The 15115-nt window shown below is 59.2% G+C and carries 15 protein-coding genes; 8 read left to right on the top strand and 7 right to left on the bottom strand.

Annotated elements, in window-relative coordinates:
• Positions 1 to 42 precede the first annotated feature (42 nt).
• Positions 43 to 2040, bottom strand: a complete 1998-nt coding sequence (locus AB5Z25_RS11185; protein ID WP_368134889.1) for a DNA gyrase/topoisomerase IV subunit B — start codon at positions 2038 to 2040, stop codon at positions 43 to 45.
• Between the two features lie 451 nt (positions 2041 to 2491).
• On the opposite strand from AB5Z25_RS11185, the gene AB5Z25_RS11180 reads away from it, so the two are divergent.
• Together AB5Z25_RS11180 and AB5Z25_RS11175 are read left to right on the top strand one after the other, a co-directional pair.
• Positions 2492 to 2722 carry a helix-turn-helix transcriptional regulator gene (locus tag AB5Z25_RS11180; protein ID WP_368134890.1) on the top strand — a complete coding sequence of 77 codons (231 nt, stop codon included), beginning with the start codon at positions 2492 to 2494 and terminating at the stop codon, positions 2720 to 2722.
• 9 nt (positions 2723 to 2731) lie between these two features.
• Positions 2732 to 3316, top strand: a complete 585-nt coding sequence (locus tag AB5Z25_RS11175) for a hypothetical protein (protein WP_368134891.1) — start codon at positions 2732 to 2734, stop codon at positions 3314 to 3316.
• Between the two features lie 89 nt (positions 3317 to 3405).
• On the opposite strand, the gene AB5Z25_RS11170 is transcribed toward AB5Z25_RS11175, so the two are convergent.
• Positions 3406 to 7773 carry a hypothetical protein gene (locus AB5Z25_RS11170; RefSeq protein WP_368134892.1) on the bottom strand — a complete coding sequence of 1456 codons (4368 nt, stop codon included), beginning with the start codon at positions 7771 to 7773 and terminating at the stop codon, positions 3406 to 3408.
• 155 nt (positions 7774 to 7928) lie between these two features.
• Complete coding sequence (locus AB5Z25_RS11165; RefSeq protein WP_368134893.1) at positions 7929 to 8933, bottom strand: helix-turn-helix domain-containing protein; 1005 nt, start codon at positions 8931 to 8933, stop codon at positions 7929 to 7931.
• A 339-nt stretch (positions 8934 to 9272) separates the two neighbouring features.
• Between AB5Z25_RS11165 and AB5Z25_RS11160 the strand changes: the two genes are divergently transcribed.
• The 4 genes from AB5Z25_RS11160 to AB5Z25_RS11145 all read left to right on the top strand — a co-directional run bounded on the left by AB5Z25_RS11160 (position 9273) and on the right by AB5Z25_RS11145 (position 10980).
• A complete protein-coding gene (locus AB5Z25_RS11160) occupies positions 9273 to 9593 on the top strand; it encodes a PadR family transcriptional regulator (protein WP_006234594.1) in 321 nt (106 codons plus the stop codon).
• Positions 9580 to 10203, top strand: a complete 624-nt coding sequence (locus tag AB5Z25_RS11155) for a DUF1700 domain-containing protein (RefSeq protein WP_368134894.1) — start codon at positions 9580 to 9582, stop codon at positions 10201 to 10203. Before AB5Z25_RS11160 ends, AB5Z25_RS11155 begins: the two co-directional genes overlap by 14 nt.
• Before the next feature lie 15 nt (positions 10204 to 10218).
• Positions 10219 to 10500 carry a hypothetical protein gene (locus AB5Z25_RS11150; RefSeq protein WP_161155314.1) on the top strand — a complete coding sequence of 94 codons (282 nt, stop codon included), beginning with the start codon at positions 10219 to 10221 and terminating at the stop codon, positions 10498 to 10500.
• A gap of 162 nt (positions 10501 to 10662) precedes the next feature.
• On the top strand, positions 10663 to 10980 hold the full coding sequence (locus AB5Z25_RS11145; protein WP_368134895.1) for an ATP-binding cassette domain-containing protein: 318 nt from the start codon (positions 10663 to 10665) through the stop codon (positions 10978 to 10980).
• A 169-nt stretch (positions 10981 to 11149) separates the two neighbouring features.
• On the opposite strand, the gene AB5Z25_RS11140 is transcribed toward AB5Z25_RS11145, so the two are convergent.
• The 4 genes from AB5Z25_RS11140 to AB5Z25_RS11125 form a co-directional block, all read right to left on the bottom strand.
• The gene (locus AB5Z25_RS11140; protein WP_161155268.1) at positions 11150 to 11599 is read right to left on the bottom strand and encodes a PH domain-containing protein; all 450 of its coding nucleotides are present in this window, start codon (positions 11597 to 11599) and stop codon (positions 11150 to 11152) included.
• A 267-nt stretch (positions 11600 to 11866) separates the two neighbouring features.
• Entirely contained in the window at positions 11867 to 12274 is a 408-nt protein-coding gene (locus tag AB5Z25_RS11135; RefSeq protein ID WP_368134896.1) for an arginase family protein, read from the bottom strand.
• A gap of 30 nt (positions 12275 to 12304) precedes the next feature.
• A complete protein-coding gene (locus AB5Z25_RS11130) occupies positions 12305 to 13444 on the bottom strand; it encodes a HAMP domain-containing sensor histidine kinase (RefSeq protein WP_368134897.1) in 1140 nt (379 codons plus the stop codon).
• A complete protein-coding gene (locus AB5Z25_RS11125) occupies positions 13441 to 14133 on the bottom strand; it encodes a response regulator transcription factor (RefSeq protein WP_438265597.1) in 693 nt (230 codons plus the stop codon). The genes AB5Z25_RS11130 and AB5Z25_RS11125 overlap by 4 nt, the downstream gene beginning before the upstream one ends.
• A 129-nt stretch (positions 14134 to 14262) precedes the next feature.
• Here AB5Z25_RS11125 and AB5Z25_RS11120 point away from each other — a divergent pair, with 129 nt between their 5' ends.
• Together AB5Z25_RS11120 and AB5Z25_RS11115 are read left to right on the top strand one after the other, a co-directional pair.
• A complete protein-coding gene (locus AB5Z25_RS11120; protein WP_022094046.1) occupies positions 14263 to 14352 on the top strand; it encodes a CD1871A family CXXC motif-containing protein in 90 nt (29 codons plus the stop codon).
• The coding region (locus AB5Z25_RS11115) for a 4Fe-4S binding protein (protein WP_368134899.1) at positions 14345 to 15115 on the top strand (771 nt) is incomplete at its 3' end. The genes AB5Z25_RS11120 and AB5Z25_RS11115, both read left to right, overlap by 8 nt.

The following is a 15115-nucleotide window of genomic DNA, read 5'->3' as shown; positions in this document are numbered from 1 at the left end:
ATCCTCTTGAACTTCTTATGGGCCGTCGTTATCGATTTGCTGCTACTGCAGGTCCAGCTGGTCCAGGTATTCCTTGCCGTGCTCGGAGATATGGCGCTTGCGGCCCGCCTCGTCGTTGCCCAGCAACAGGTTGAACATGGTCTCCATCTTGGTGACGTCCTCGGGCTCCACCTTAATCAGGCGGCGCGTCTCGGGGTTCATGGTGGTGAGCCACATCATGTCCGGGTCGTTCTCACCAAGACCCTTGGAGCGGTTGATGGAGCACTTCTGGTCGCCGATTTCTTTGAGGATGCCGTTCTTCTCGAGCTCGGTGTAGGCAAAGTAGGTCTTTTCTTTGCAGTTGATCTCGTAGAGCGGCGACTCGGCGATATACACGTAACCCTCGTCGATAAGCGTGGGCACCAGGCGATAGAGCATGGTGAGCACGAGCGTGCGGATGTGATAACCGTCGACGTCGGCGTCCGTACAGATGATGACCTTGTTCCAATTGAGGTTGTCCAGGTCAAAGGCGCCGAGGTTCTTGATGCGCTTGTCCTTGATCTCCACGCCGCAGCCCAGCACGCGCATGAGGTCCATGATGATGTCGGACTTAAAGATGCGCGGATAGTCCTCCTTCAAGCAGTTGAGGATCTTACCGCGGACGGGCATAACGCCCTGGAACTCGGCATCGCGCGAGGTGCGAATGGCGCCCGCTGCCGAGTCGCCCTCTACGATGTAGATCTCGCGACGGCTCTTGTCCTTGGAGCGGCAGTCGATGAACTTTTGCACGCGGTTGGCCATGTCAGTCTTCTGCTGCAGGTTGGTTTTGATGCTCTGGCGCGTCTTCTCGGCATTCTCGCGCGAGCGCTTGTTGATGAGCACCTGCTCCATGATCTTGTTGGCGGCATCTTTGTTCTCGATCAAGTAGGTCGAGAGGCGTTCCTTAAAGAATGCCGTCATGGCCTGCTGGATAAAGCGGTTATTGATGGCCTTCTTGGTCTGGTTTTCGTAAGACGTCTGGGTGGAGAAGCAGTTGGTCACCAGCACCAGACAGTCCTGGACGTCTTGCCATTTAATGCCGCTCTCGTTTTTGTTGTATTTGCCCTGTTGCTTAATGTAGGCATCGATGGCGCTGGTCAAAGCGCTGCGGGCGGCCTTTTCGGGCGAACCGCCGTTCTCGAGCCACGATGAGTTGTGGTAGTACTCCTGCATCATGAAAGTGCGCGAGAAGCACATGCACGCGGTGATCTTTACGTTGTAGTCGGGCAGGTCCTCGCGGTCGCGACCGCGGCGGTCGGCCTCGATAAAGAAGGGCTCGGTAAGGTAGTCGGTACCGACCTTCTCGAGCACGTAGTCCTCGATGCCCTTGGGATAGCAAAAATCCTCTTCGGTAAACTCGCCATCGTCGCCCTCAATGCGCAGGCGGAAGGTCACGTTGGCGTTGACCACCGCCTGACGGCGCATGGTCTCGCGATACCAATCGTGGGGGATGCTGATGGAGGTAAAGACCTCAAGATCGGGGCGCCACTTGATAGTGGTGCCGGTGCGGTTCTCGTCGCTGGGCTCAATCTCGAGTGCCTTCTTCTTGGCGCCGACAACCTTACCCTTTTTAAAGTGCAGAGAGTACTTGTTGCCATCGCGCCAAACCGTGACATCCATGTACTCGGAAGCGTACTGAGTCGCGCAGGAGCCCAAGCCGTTGGTGCCGAGCGAGAAGTCGTAGTCGCCGCCCTGGTTGTTGTTATACTTGCCGCCGGCGTAGAGCTCGCAGAAGACGAGTTCCCAGTTGAAGCGCTTCTCGGAGGGGTTCCAGTCGAGCGGGCAGCCGCGGCCATTGTCCTCTACCTGAATGGAGCCATCGCGAAAGGCGGTAAGGGTGATGAGCTTGCCGTAGCCCTGGCGCGCCTCGTCAACGGCGTTGGACAGGATCTCGAAGGCGGCATGCGCGCAGCCGTCGAGCCCGTCCGAGCCAAAGATGACGGCAGGGCGCAGGCGTACGCGTTCCTCGTCCTTGAGCTGGCGGATGCTGTCGTTACCATAGTTTGCGGTGTTTTTTGCCATACTCGCTCTCTCGGTGCTCCTTTGCTGCGTTTAAGTCATATTGATAGTCAAGGTAGCATAGCCCAGCCTGTGGGCGATTCCAACCAACACGAAATCCATCGAACAATCGTTCGGATTAACAGGGATAGTGTTTAGTGATAGCGCGGCATTGTTAAACAAATTTGGATACAGATGAATTTTATTTAATAGGGATCTAGTTTTACTAAACAAAATCGAACGATGCAGATCGCACGAGCGGGCACATCGATCGACTATCAATCACGTTTACTCGGACAAAACCGAGTCGGTTCTGACCGAGTAAGTTTGAATAGCGAATCGAAATTGCTATGTCCGCATGGTGATGACAGACATGGTTTTCATAATGACAGATATAGTTGACATTGTCTGATAGATGCAATATATTTCTGTCATGTTGCAACGGATATTTGTCCATTATCACGAAAGGAACTTTATGCCAGGTAAGAAAAACCTTCGCATGAAGGCGGCGCGCGCGACGGCCGGCCTTTCGCAAGCCGATTTAGCCCAAGCCGTGGGCGTTACGCGCCAGACCATCGGCCTGATCGAGGCGGGCGGCTACAACCCCACGCTCAATTTGTGCGTGGCAATCTGTAAAGCGCTACGCGTTACGTTGAACGACTTGTTTTGGGAAGACGAAACCGACGCCGCCCCTAATACTCTTTAGGAGTTCACTATGAAATTTGAAGATCTGAAACTCGTGCAAAAGTGGCGTGAATATGCCGGCCCAAAGGATGAGCGCCTGGAGGCGGAAAGCGCAAAGATCTACAAGATTGGTTTCGTGCTGCTTTCGTTTGGCATGTTGATGATCTTTTTCTACCAGTTTATAGCTCGACAGGTCGCGTGGGTTCACAGCGACGCCAGTGAAATGCCGCATGGCTTTGCAACGCCGTTCGAGGTAGCCATGTATTTGTGGCTCGTTCTCGTGATGTTGATTTGCGCAGGACTGCAAACGCGGAAGGGCTATGTCGACACCAATCGTTTTGGGCAAACCGAGCATCTTCCTGTTGGATATTTTCTGCTTCTCAGCGGTCTTAGCGGCGCCGCGTTCGCGCTTGTTATTGCCGCAATGCGTTGTATCGCTGAGGCGCAGATCGTACCGCTCGAAAGCGTCTTTTGGTTGGCGAATCTGGCCACGGGCGTGTTCTGCGGTGCGACGATTTTCGCGGCCACGTTTGCTGGCCTGTGCGCAACGTTTTTCACGGCGAAAAGACGCCGTGCCAAGCTCGAGGCAGAACTCGACGGTACCGACGATATCTAATGCGTAATGGGCTGGCTCTGGGTATCCAGAACCAGCCCATTTGATGTTCGATGAGCCGAGTCGGCGTCTCTCGCAAAAGTAACTAAGAGCTAGCGAGGCCTATCCGAATTGACCTCATCGGCGGTGTCGTTTTCGAGCGCCGTGCGGCGGGCGCTGTAGGCGATAAGACCGGCGCCTGCCGCGGCGAGTGCTGCAGCGGCTGCCGTCAGGGGGACGTTGACATCGCCCGTGCCCGCAAGCGTGCCCGCTTTTCCGGAGCGCTTGTTATTGCCGTGGTCCTTGCCACTGCCGGAGCTGCTTCCGTCGGAGCTGCCTCCCGTGCCGGAACCGCCGCCACTCGAGCCGCCATCGCCGTCCGTCGTCATCGGGGCGTCGTGAAGTCCTGTCGTATCTGCGCTGTCGCATACGCCGACCTGAACTTCCGAGCGCTCGCATGCCGCGTCGGGCACATGAAGTTCGTGCAGTACAGCACCCAGCGCCGAGTTCGCGCCCGGTCGAATTTCTTCGAGCGTTGCGGGATCGAGCGCCACCAGATTACGCGCCTTCGCATACAGCGTTACGCGTTTGCCCACTTCGTCGCTCCAACTCTCGGGGATGGCGAAGCTCATACGGAACTGTGCCGTGCAACCCGGTGCCAGCACGGCGTTGCCGTTGTCGGCTACCAGCGGGTGCGTTGCAAAACGTGCGCCCAGCGTCTCGAGCGCGTACTTCACGTGTGCCGTATCGTTGGCCGAAGCGTCCTCGGCAAGCTCTGGATCGTAGATCGAAGCCATGCGTGCGTTCACTCCGAATCCGATGGATGCGCTGGAGAACGGCTGGCTGGAGCCCTCTCGGTACAGATCGATCGTGCCGGCGGTCAGTAAGGTGTTGCCGTCGTTTCGCACCGTGACCATGAAGGATTCGCCTGCTGCTCCGGGCACCACCGCGCCCGAGGTAGCAACGGCGCCCGTCGGAGTGGCACACGCCACCAAGGGCACTTCGATGTCGTGCAGCTCTGCCTCGCTCTTCTCCGCGCTCACAATGTGCGTGGCGAGCGCGGAGAGCATGCCTCCCGACGTCAAAAATGTCGTTATCTGATCGACGGGATGGTCCAGCTCGCACATCACAAACGGCTCCGTGAACAGATCGCCCGCCAAGGTGCTGGCGAAGATGCGGAAGTGCTTGCCCATCACTGCAACCGGGTTGCCTTCTTCGTCGTAGGTTTGTCCCACCTTGCCATCGGTGTTCTCTACATAGAGCACGCACCTGCCGTTGTTGCTTACGCTAAACGATGCCGGGCCACAGCCTGCGGCACCCACGGGCTGCGTTGCAAATGCCGATGCGCCTCGCGTCCACGTAACATGCTGCAGCTGCTCGTTGACGGTTGCCAAAAAGCCCGAATGTTGTGGCCACGGCACCGCGTGGGGTACTGTGGCATCTGGTGGCATAACGCCCCAACCCGCGATGGACTGGCCGATCACGGCATACGATGCGCAGCCACAACCGTTTGCAGTTTCGTATGCAACGGGCACCACCATTTTGCCGTTGATATTCTCGGGTACGCCCAGCTCGATGCTCGATGGCGCTTGCGGAAAGCGGAGGACCTGACGGAACGTGAGGCTGTCGCCCAAATCATCCGACCACAGGGTGAAGCACTCCAGCGCAACCTCAGCCTCGCTGCCGAGCGCCTTTTCTGCGGTGGTTCCGCGGCGGTGGAGGTAAGCGCCCGATAGGCGCCCGTCGACCAGCGTCTTGCCCACCGTGATGCGTGGACACTGCAGACAATGGTAGCCATCCTCTTGCAGGCGGCCGCGCGAAATGCTGCGCCATGACGTATGCGACACCACGCGAACTCCGCCGTTGCTTATGCGCAGGCGCACAACGGACAGTATGCCGGATGTGCTTGCCGTATCGAAAAGGGTGTTGTCGCCGTCGGGGCGCTCGCCCGAGACCAGCAGCACGTAAGCGTCCTGGTTTTCTCTTCCGTCCGTATATTCCACTACGTCGAAGTCGTAATCGTATATGCTGTCGCGCTCCACGTCGCCCTCGCCAAACCCAAGGGGAAAGTCCACAGGCGTGGGAGCGGACCACGTCCCGTTTGCCTTTGTGTGTACCACCAGGCGCGAGCGACCATTGTCGCCGTAGCGCACCGAGGCGATACGGAACAGGCATTCTACGCCGGCAATCATTGCCAGCTTCATGTGGGCTTCGCTGAGCACGCCAGCAAACAGCACGTTGTCGCTCGAGGGCTTGATGCCGCCACGCTCGTCCTCCGACACGCCGGCAGAATCGGCGTTCGGGTCGGCAACGGTGTTCGTTGCCTGACCGATGTAGGTGTACTCATACATCGGCGCGGCGTTTTCGTCGTTCTCTATCAGTGCATGGACGAAATGCTCGATCTGTCCCGTGTCGTCGCTTTCTGCATCCGCCTCGAGCTCAATGCGCGTGACCGCCCGATCCCAATCGCGCACGACAGGCGCGGCGTTTACGGCAGTGGCCTTAACCTCGGCGCGTGCGAGCAGCTCGGCGTTGGTGACGATGGTGGCCGATGCGATAAATTGCGGAACGCCGCCCGCCTCGATGTTGCCGGGCGTGCCGAAGCGGGCGTCCAGCGCGTAAGGCGTATCTCCACCCAATGCGAGCTCAGAGCGCTGGAGCGCATACTGGTCGCCATTGTTCACCGACATATTCCACGAATCGATGAGTGTGGGCCACGACCCCGACCAAGCCTTGGTGGTCCACTTGAACATTACGAACTGGAGTATCACATCGACATCGACGTCTGCACCTACGCGCAGTCGCGGAAGCTGGTGTCCATCCGCCTTCTCGTACCCAATGAACAGCGTGAGGGATGCGGCGCCGCGCACGGCAGACGAAGCGACGCCTGCAACGCCGGCGCCAAAGGTGACGGCGAGCCCGATCTGGATGGTGAACGAGCCCGACGTGTTTGAATAGTCGAGCGAAATGTTTTTAAAAAACGCCGCGCCGCTGCCGTGCGTGTGGGCACCCACGGCGAGCGCCAGTTTTGCCAGCACCCAGGGGTTGACGTTTAGGAAAAATGGCACCGGTCCTAGGGTAAACTGCTCGGTCCAATTGAGGTCGGTTCTTACCTGGAAGAGGGCCTTAATATTGCCGTATGCGGGGTCGTTGTTGTTACCCCAGGTTTTGCCCACCCAATCGTAGGCGAGCGAGCCGTACAGCTGTGTGGCGATATCCATCGTGAACAGCGGCGTGCAATGGTGGCGAAGGAGCTTGGTGTTTCTTGGATCGGTGCCCGAACCGGCACTCATCCTCTTGTACTGATTCCACTTCCCCTCCATCTCGTCGAGGTAGCGGTTTGCCTGCTTGGCGCCCGACTCGCGCGGCGATTTCTTCCAGTATTCCGGATCAGGGTTGCCCGAATCGTTCATATAGCTAGCTGGTTTGTACCCTCCGCCAAACAGCACGTATCCAGCAAACGAGAAATCGAACAGAATGGGAAATGTGGGCATCCAGCACGTGAACTTATTGCCGCCGATACCGGGAAACGCCGCGGGGAAATCAAACGGAGTGATCTCTTGGTCCATGGTGGTGGGAATGATGGTGGTCGAGCCCGATTCCGCCTTTGCGGCCGGCGCGGTGACAACGGCCATAGGGGATGAGAGCGTGTAGGTTTTGCCCTGGTAGTCGAGCATAAAGCGCAGCTTGCACCCTTCCTCCAGAAGGCCCGAAGCTGCATCGAGGAACGTGTCTTCGAGCGTGAACGTCGCCAGATTATCCGCGCCCGATGCGCTGGCCTTGATCTGGCCGATCTGCGTGACGGTTTCGGTTGAGCTGCCCGCAGAGGGCATCACTTTATTGATATGCAACGTTGCCTGCCCGCCCTGCGGCAGATGAGCCTGCACGGTAAAAGCGTGCGTGTCGGGCTGGTCGTTTGCTGCTTCGTCCGCTGGCATTGCCATAAACGTGGCGTCGGCGTACTGGATGTCCCATTCGTCGAACGTGAGCTGTCGAAAGTACGGCTCGCCATCGGAGAGCGGACGTGTGGGTGCGGTAATAGCGGTGCCGCCCTGGATACGCGCAAGGGGAATCTCGACATCGCGGTAGCCTGCCATGCTAATGGAGATGCCGCCGTTAAAGTCGTACGCGTCGAGAAGCGTTGCCTCGTCCACGTAGCCTTCCGAAAGCGGCGCGACCTCAAAGATGGCCGTGCCTTCGTCATCGGTCGTGGCGGTGAGCTGCTTGCCTGCGGCATAGCGCGATATGAGCGTGACCTGGGCACCCGTGATGGGCGTATTCTTGTTGGCGACGTCGACCACGACCACACCGAACATGGTGCGCGAGAGAACGAGCACCCTGAAGGGGTCTTTTTCGTCGGCATGGGCTTCGGTGGGTGCGAACGGCAATATGAAGGCGTTTGCGCTTCCCGGCACGCGCGGCATCATAATGCTCGCTAACGAGGACGCTCCGGCGACAAGTAACGAACGGCGATCAAGCATCTTGGGCTCCCATCCCGCAAGTATCGGTGGAAATAATCAAATTTTGCGAGAAGGCGCCCCGTGGCGGTAGTGCCGTTCAAGGGTCAAAATGTCCAAATTGATCGAGCGAAGCGCCGGGTTCCGGAACGCGTTCGATGCGCTTGGTAGTCCGGTCGCTAACGTAACATATGCGCGACCAGCTCGGCGCGTGTGCCGATGCCAAGCTTTGCGTATACGCCGGATAGGCGGTTTTTGACGGTGCCCGGCGATACTTCCATATGGCGTGCGATTTCGGCGTTGGTCCACCCACGACAGGCGAGCATGGCCATGGTGAATTCCGTGGTCGTTAGATCGTCGGCAACGTCCTCGCCCGAATCGGGGTTGTGGATGCGCCGCCAGCCGTAGCTGAAGCGGTACGTGATCTCGATGATGCGCGCGAAGTCGTCAGGGTATTGCGTTTTTAGGCATGCCTCGATAAGCCCCTGTAAAAGGCCGTGATGCTCGCCAATGAGCTCAATAAGGCCGTCGGGACGCGCAATGTTCCAAGCAACTCCGAAGTGCGTTTTTGCGGCGTCGATGTCCTTGAGGCTCATGCATGCCATGGAAGCTGCCAAGTGCAGGAACAGCTCCGAGATGGGATAACTTCCCTGTTTCATGATCAGGGCGTTTTCCGCCATGCCCAGGCTGCGGCCATATTCGCCGCGCAGGTACAGGGCATGCGCCATCACGTAGCTGGCGAACAGGCGCAGACCTTCGGGCAGATGCGCCGCAAGCGGATAAAACTCTTCGGCGGAATACGGGGAAGGCAAGTGCAGCAGGACGCTCGCGGCCGAGGCGAACAGGATATGCGTGGCGTGGACGGCGGGCGACTCCTCGTCAGCCGGCGTATCGAGGATGCCAGCAAGGCACCGGCGGGCGTCGGCGATACGGTTGAGCGACAGGCTGGCGTATCCGCAGATAAAGCATGCGGAATAGCACAGCGCGGGATCGGTGGCGTCAAGATAGGGACGCGCCGTCTTGGCAGCGAGGGCGGCCTGTCCGCGAAAGTACAGCGCTTCTGCCGTGGCGATGGTGCGTGAATCGGGGTCGGAAATGCCTGCAACCGCAGCGTCAATCTGCCCCGGCACAAAGGCGGTGCACATCAACGGCATGGGAACGCATGGGTAGCCATCGCAGTCCATCTTCCATCTCCCAACAGCTGGCAACAATGCAGCAATTGTACTCCTGTTGCTCGGGACTGGAATTTGTGGGTATCGCCGACGATTATGCCGAACGTATAAAGGAAGACTAGCGGCTCTCTTGAACCCGAGGTCGAAAGGGGCGTTGTACAAGGCATATGGGGCCGAGTGGAAGTGGATCAAAAGAGCGCTACTTGACGTTTCATGCATAATGCCAACCGCCCCGCGACATCACGTTCGCAGCGCGCAGGGGCCGGAGAATCTTCGCGATGAGAGTTGACGTCTAATACCTTGCATCGTATAGTGTGTATAGCATAGTATATGACGAGAGGAGGTGTGCGGATGGAGGCCCAGATGAAGCGCGGCTTCCTGGAGGCCTGCGTGCTCGCGGCCGTCTCCGGCGAGGAGTCCTACGGCTACCAGATCGTGAAGGACGTGCCGGCGAGCATGGGGCTCACGGAGTCGACGCTCTACCCGCTGCTCAAGCGCCTGGAGAAGGCCGGGTGCATCACGGCGCGCTCTGCCGAGCACAACGGGCGGCTGCGCCGGTACTACCGCATCACGGACGATGGGCGTGCGCGCATCGAGGAGTTCCTGGCCGAGTGGCCGTCCGTACGGGAGATTTACGCATACGTTGAGGGGGCGCACCATGACGCGCGATGAGTTTCTGGGCCGGTTGGGCGAGCTGCTTGCCTGCCTGCCGGCCGAGCAGGTGGAGGAGACCAAGGCGTTCTATGCGGAGGCCATCGCCGACCGCATGGAGGACGGTATGAGCGAGGAGGAGGCCGTGGCCGCCATGGGCGCCCCCGGCGAGGTTGCCGAGGCCACGCTCGACGACCTGCCCGCCGTGCCGCGCGCGATCGCGAGGACGCGCCGGCGCAGCACCGCGCTGCTGTGGGTGCTGACCATCGTGGGCTCCCCGGTGTGGGTGCCGCTGCTCGCCGCCTTCGCCGCCGTGGCCGTCACGGTCTATATCTGCATCTGGGTGCTGGCGCTCTGCGTGTGGATCGTCGCGGCGGCACTCGGGGGCGTGGGCGTAGTTGAGCTCCTGCTTGCCGTAAGCGGCGTCACCATCGGCCACTTCCCGTACGCCCTCGCCTCGGCGGGCGTGGGGCTCGGCCTCGTCGGCGTGGCGCTCTTCGTTGGTGCTGGCGCTTGGGCCGCCTCAAAACAAATTGCGCGCCTCTCGGCGTTCTGGGCGAGGAAGGCCGCCTCGCCCTTCTGGAAGGGTAAGGGCGAGAAGGGCGGCGCTGCCGCGCATCTCGCGGCGTAGAAAGGAGTGAGTACCATGACCAGCGCGAAGAAGATCTACCTCGCCGTGGCGGGCGGGCTCGTTGCCGCGGGTGTTGTCCTCGCGGGCATTGGCTTTATCGCTTCGGGTTTCGACCCGGCCGTGTTCACAACCCAAATCGACACGCGCGACAGCACCATCGTGCTCGGCGGCGTCGAGGTGGACGACCCGACGGGCCTCCCCCTCATCGAGCAGCTCGCCGGAATCGGCGAGGTCGACACCTCCGGCATCACCGCGTCCGAGTCCCCTGCTGCCCCGGAGGCGCCCACCGCTCCCTAAGCATAGCGTGCCCGGACGCCCCGTCCGTCGGGCTGTGCAAGCCTGTGGAACCCGGACCTCAACCCCAACCCAACCGGCCTCGAGCCTGCGTCGATTCGCTCCCCGTCCCGCGCGGGGGCCCATGACGCATACCCAAAATCCATCCGAGGAGAAAGGAACGCAATGACGACAGCCATGCCCCTCCGCCTTCACGGGGTCACGAAGGCGTACCGCGGGAGGACCGTCCTCGACCCCATCGACCTCGCCCTCGAGGCGGGGCGCGTCTACGGGCTCATCGGCGAAAACGGCGCCGGGAAGTCAACGCTCATCTGTATCGTCACTGGCACCGCCAGCCCCAGCTCGGGCTCGGTTGAGCTGTTCGGCGAGCGCGGCGGGCGCGGGCTTGCCGCCGCCCGGAGGCGTATGGGCTACATGCCCGACGCGAGCTCGGCCTACCCGGGGCTCTCTGCGCGGGAGAATGGATTTGCAACGGTTGCTTAAACATTTTTTACAGGGACAGCCCTGCGTTCCTGAACTCAACTGGGCTCATGTAGACCAGTGTCGAAGGGGCAGTCGCCCCAGTCCGCGTACCAGACCTGTGTGCCGCCGAGGGAATACTTCCTCCAGTAGGGCCAGTGCGGGACGTCCATCCTCTCTTCCTTTCGGGGCGTCAGGCGCCGGGCCCAAGGCCGCACCTGCGCCCCAGCTCCGCCACGAGGGCGTCGTTGTCTCTGACCGAGACGATGGCGTCGCCGTCGTAGGGCGCCTCGATGTAGACGCGGTCGAGCGAGTTGGCCGTCCCCGCCCAGAGCGTCCTGGTGCGCCGGACGCCCCGCACGTGGGCGTAGGGTATCACCGAACGCGTCCCAGCGTACACGACGACGAGGCGGTCGCCGTAGAGCTCGAGGCGATTGCTGCGGACGGGAAGGGCAGCCAGGGCCACGAGGGCCGGGATGGGCAGCAGCGCGAGCCAGCCCCATAGGAGCGCGGGACTCGAGCTCAGGAAACACGCGATACACGCCGCGGATAAACCGCCCGCCACAATCACCATGGCCGCTATGAACCACGGGTCTGTCCTGCCGGGGAACACCCGCTCCGGCCGCTCGCCCTTCTCACCCATTACGGCCCTTCCGTCTCTTGCACCCCTCCCGGAACTGTCCGCATCAGTATAGCCAATGCTTTTTCTGATTTGTCGAGAAGCCGGCATTTGGGGGCATTTTGGATAGCGAACAGTTCAAACAAGAAGCTGAGAAAATAGAACAAAGCCTGAGTGCCTTGAGAGTCGCCGAGCGCAATGCAGTGATTCCCTTTATGAACGGCGACTTTACCCAATGGGATCTATATCTGGCATCCTCCTCTGAGTATGCGATGAGACTGATAGACGGATTCATCTCCATGCTCGAGTCGAGGAATCTTGTTTGCGTCGCCCAGCTTCTCCGCGCACAGGTTGGAGTCTGCCTGCGGACATTCGCATTATTCGCCGCCGAAGACCAGGATGACTTTCTCCCAAAAGGCTGCCAAGTACCATGGCGTGAGCGTTGGGGTAGCCATCATTCAGCGTGGATACATCCGGATGCGCATAGATCCAGACGATTCCAACGTTCTCGTATTTCCCGTGCAGGTAATCGAAGAGGGCAAGCGACACCATACAGTTGCCGCCGACGGTCACGACTCTGTCGGGGTTTTCTGCCGTAAGCCTCCTCTGCGCATCCTGAATCCCCGCCAGGACTTCGTCCTCGGCATAGATGCGAACTGCCTCCCATTTCTCATGTTCAAGTTTTGGGACGCGTTTCACAATGCCGAGTGGGACCCCTGGACAGTCGGATCACGTGGTGGCCCCCTTTGAGAGGGTCACGAGCATCACGGTTCCGTCCTCGGAACTTGCTTCGACCTCTACGGCGCCACCGTGAAGCGCTGCAATCTCCCAGACGAGCGCCAGTCCGAGCCCTGCGCCGCCGTATGCCCTGCTGCGGGATTTGTCTAGACGAAAGAACGGCTGGAAGATGCTCTCTCGGTACTGCTTGGGTATTCCCGGGCCCTCATCTTTGACTCGCAGGAGCACGCGGCTGTCGCTGTCGCTGATGGAGACGTTGACAGTCGAGCCGGAGCGGCTGTAACGGATGGCATTTTCGACCAGGTTGAACACCAGCCGATAGAGGAGCGTATCACTTCCGATTGTCAAAGCGTCTCCGGCGCAATCGAGGGTTACGTCCTTATTCTCGGCAAGTGGCGCAAGGTCGGTGAGGACCTCTTCGGACAAGGGACCGAGTTCAACATCGTCCTCGCAAGGAACGCTGCGGAGCTCGCTCATCTCGAGCAATACCTTGGTCATTCGAGACATGCGCTCAGTTTGTTCTTGTAGCAGGCCGAGCAGCTCGGCTGTTTCGGGTTGCAAACCGGAGTGCTCGGAGATGAATAGTTCAATCTGTGCTTGCATAAGGGAGAGCGGGGTGCGCAGCTCGTGTGCGGCGTTGCCGGTAAACTGACGCTGTGCAGAGAACCCTTCGCAAAGACGGGCAATCATGTCGTTGAAAGAGGCGCTGCATCGTTGTAGCTCGGTGGGCACATCTTCGCTGAGCTTAATTTCGCTTAGGTTGTCAGGCTGCACGCGCTCAACCTGGGCCGCAAAAGCCCGCAGCGGTTTGAGTGCACGGCCGCTCACAAAGTATGCCAGCGCGCCGCCAAGGAGTGTGACTCCAGCCGTGATGTACCAGGTTGTCGTGCCAAAAGACTCTTGTGCGTCGTTTACGACGACCGTGACCTCGTCATCGAGGGCTGCTTGTGTTGGGTCGAACACCTGGGGCGAATCCGCGCCGGCAGCGTTAAAGGCCGAGATGTCACTGCCGATGGCATCCATATAGCGCATACCCGTATAGCCGACCAGGCAGTTCGTCAGCACGCACGCCGCACACGTCAGCAGCGCCGTCATGATCGTTATGCGCCATTGCAGCGAAAGCCTTTTCATTCGCTATCCTCCATAACGTAGCCCTCTCCAATCCGATTGCGAATCGGGTCGTATCCCAAAGCGCTGCGCAACTTTTTTCGGAGCGACGAGATGTGAACGCGGGTTGCGTTGCTAAAGCTGTTCACGGTGCTATCCCAAACGTGCTCGATAAGCTCCTCTTGGCTTACCGGTCGCCCCTGATTAAGCATCAGGTATTCCAAGATTCCCGTTTCCTTGCGCGTAAGAGATAAAGCCTCGCTGTCCACAGAAGCGATGCGCGCCTTGGTGTCAAAGCTGAGCTTTCCGCAGGTTAAAACTATGTCGCTTTGTGTAAAGCGCCTGAGGGTAAGGCTGCGAATCCTTGCCGCAAGCTCGTCCAGATGAAACGGCTTGGTGAGGTAATCGTTGGCGCCGGCATCGAGTCCGGCGACTTTATCGGATACTTCGCCACGCGCGGACAGAATCAGCACCTTGGTCTCGCAGTCGGTTTTCCTAAGTTCCCTGAGCACGGTCATGCCATCGATACGGGGAAGGTTGAGGTCGAGTACCACGAGGTCAAAGACTTCGACGCCCAGCAGGTCGAGCGCCTCCTGCCCGTCGTGGCAGCAGTCGACGCTGTACGCCAAGTTTCGCAAGCTGTGTGCGATTGCATCGCACAGTGCTCGCTCGTCTTCGACGATCAAAATACGCATAACAGTCTCCTTGCACATTCCAAATCGCGCTTAACACGGATTTTATAGTCGATATGGTCCAATGGTCACGTAACGAAAGGAGTGGTTGGGTTGTTCAAAGCGGTAAAACCCGTGGTACAGGTCGCTTTGTTGATCGTCGGAATTGCCATGGTGTGCTTTGGTGTTATGCGTGGCGAGGCGGATGCCGTGCTGGCCAAAGCGATTAGGCTGTGCTTGGAGTGTATCGGAATTGGATAAAAGAGAAAACACTGCGTCGCATGTTTTGGCCCGATTTCGCGGATTCATTCAGGCGGCGGCAACACTTATTACCAACATTCACCTGCCAAACTTTGCCAAAGGCGGCATCTATCAGGGCGCGGGAAAAACCGTCTGCGTACCTGGACTTAATTGCTATTCGTGCCCCGCGGCATCGGGTGCGTGCCCCATCGGGTCGTTCCAGTCGGTGGTAGGTTCTTCCAAGTTCAACTTTTCTTACTATGTTACCGGTACGCTCATTTTGCTCGGCGTGCTGCTGGGACGCTTTGTATGCGGCTTTCTGTGCCCGTTTGGCTGGCTTCAGGAGCTGCTTCACAAGATTCCCGGCAAAAAGTTCTCCACGAAAAAGCTTAAGCCGCTCACGTACATCAAGTACGTCGTGCTGCTGTTTGCCGTGGTGCTGCTGCCCGTCTTGGTGGTTAACGACGTGGGCATGGGCGATCCGTTCTTTTGTAAGTACATCTGTCCGCAGGGCGTGCTCGAGGGCGCCATTCCGCTGGCCATTGCTAATGCCGGCATTCGATCTGCGTTGGGACATCTCTTTACTTGGAAACTTGCCGTTCTCATTGCCGTGGTAGTGCTGAGCGTTTTGTTCTACCGCCCCTTCTGCAAATGGATTTGCCCGCTCGGCGCATTCTATGCGCTCATGAATAGGGTGTCCTTGTTGGGGATTCAAGTTGACGCGTGCAAATGCGTCTCGTGCGGCAAGTGCTCAAAGGTTTGTCAGATGGACGTTGATGTGGTC

This window comes from Collinsella aerofaciens (genome assembly GCF_040910325.1).
In the GTDB taxonomy this organism is placed as follows: domain Bacteria; phylum Actinomycetota; class Coriobacteriia; order Coriobacteriales; family Coriobacteriaceae; genus Collinsella; species Collinsella aerofaciens_BL.
Note: the sequence above shows the minus strand (reverse complement) of the source record. Positions and strands in the feature narration are given on the sequence as shown.

Bases quoted from the DNA above. Each gene is read 5' to 3' on its own strand.
- AB5Z25_RS11185 (WP_368134889.1), bottom strand. From the start codon at position 2,040: ATGGCAAAAAACACCGCAAACTATGGTAACGACAGCATCCGCCAGCTC.
- AB5Z25_RS11180 (WP_368134890.1), top strand. From the start codon at position 2,492: ATGCCAGGTAAGAAAAACCTTCGCATGAAGGCGGCGCGCGCGACGGCC.
- AB5Z25_RS11175 (WP_368134891.1), top strand. From the start codon at position 2,732: ATGAAATTTGAAGATCTGAAACTCGTGCAAAAGTGGCGTGAATATGCC.
- AB5Z25_RS11170 (WP_368134892.1), bottom strand. From the start codon at position 7,773: ATGCTTGATCGCCGTTCGTTACTTGTCGCCGGAGCGTCCTCGTTAGCG.
- AB5Z25_RS11165 (WP_368134893.1), bottom strand. From the start codon at position 8,933: ATGGACTGCGATGGCTACCCATGCGTTCCCATGCCGTTGATGTGCACC.
- AB5Z25_RS11160 (WP_006234594.1), top strand. From the start codon at position 9,273: ATGGAGGCCCAGATGAAGCGCGGCTTCCTGGAGGCCTGCGTGCTCGCG.
- AB5Z25_RS11155 (WP_368134894.1), top strand. From the start codon at position 9,580: ATGACGCGCGATGAGTTTCTGGGCCGGTTGGGCGAGCTGCTTGCCTGC.
- AB5Z25_RS11150 (WP_161155314.1), top strand. From the start codon at position 10,219: ATGACCAGCGCGAAGAAGATCTACCTCGCCGTGGCGGGCGGGCTCGTT.
- AB5Z25_RS11145 (WP_368134895.1), top strand. From the start codon at position 10,663: ATGACGACAGCCATGCCCCTCCGCCTTCACGGGGTCACGAAGGCGTAC.
- AB5Z25_RS11140 (WP_161155268.1), bottom strand. From the start codon at position 11,599: ATGGGTGAGAAGGGCGAGCGGCCGGAGCGGGTGTTCCCCGGCAGGACA.
- AB5Z25_RS11130 (WP_368134897.1), bottom strand. From the start codon at position 13,444: ATGAAAAGGCTTTCGCTGCAATGGCGCATAACGATCATGACGGCGCTG.
- AB5Z25_RS11125 (WP_438265597.1), bottom strand. From the start codon at position 14,133: ATGTGCAAGGAGACTGTTATGCGTATTTTGATCGTCGAAGACGAGCGA.
- AB5Z25_RS11120 (WP_022094046.1), top strand. From the start codon at position 14,263: ATGGTGTGCTTTGGTGTTATGCGTGGCGAGGCGGATGCCGTGCTGGCC.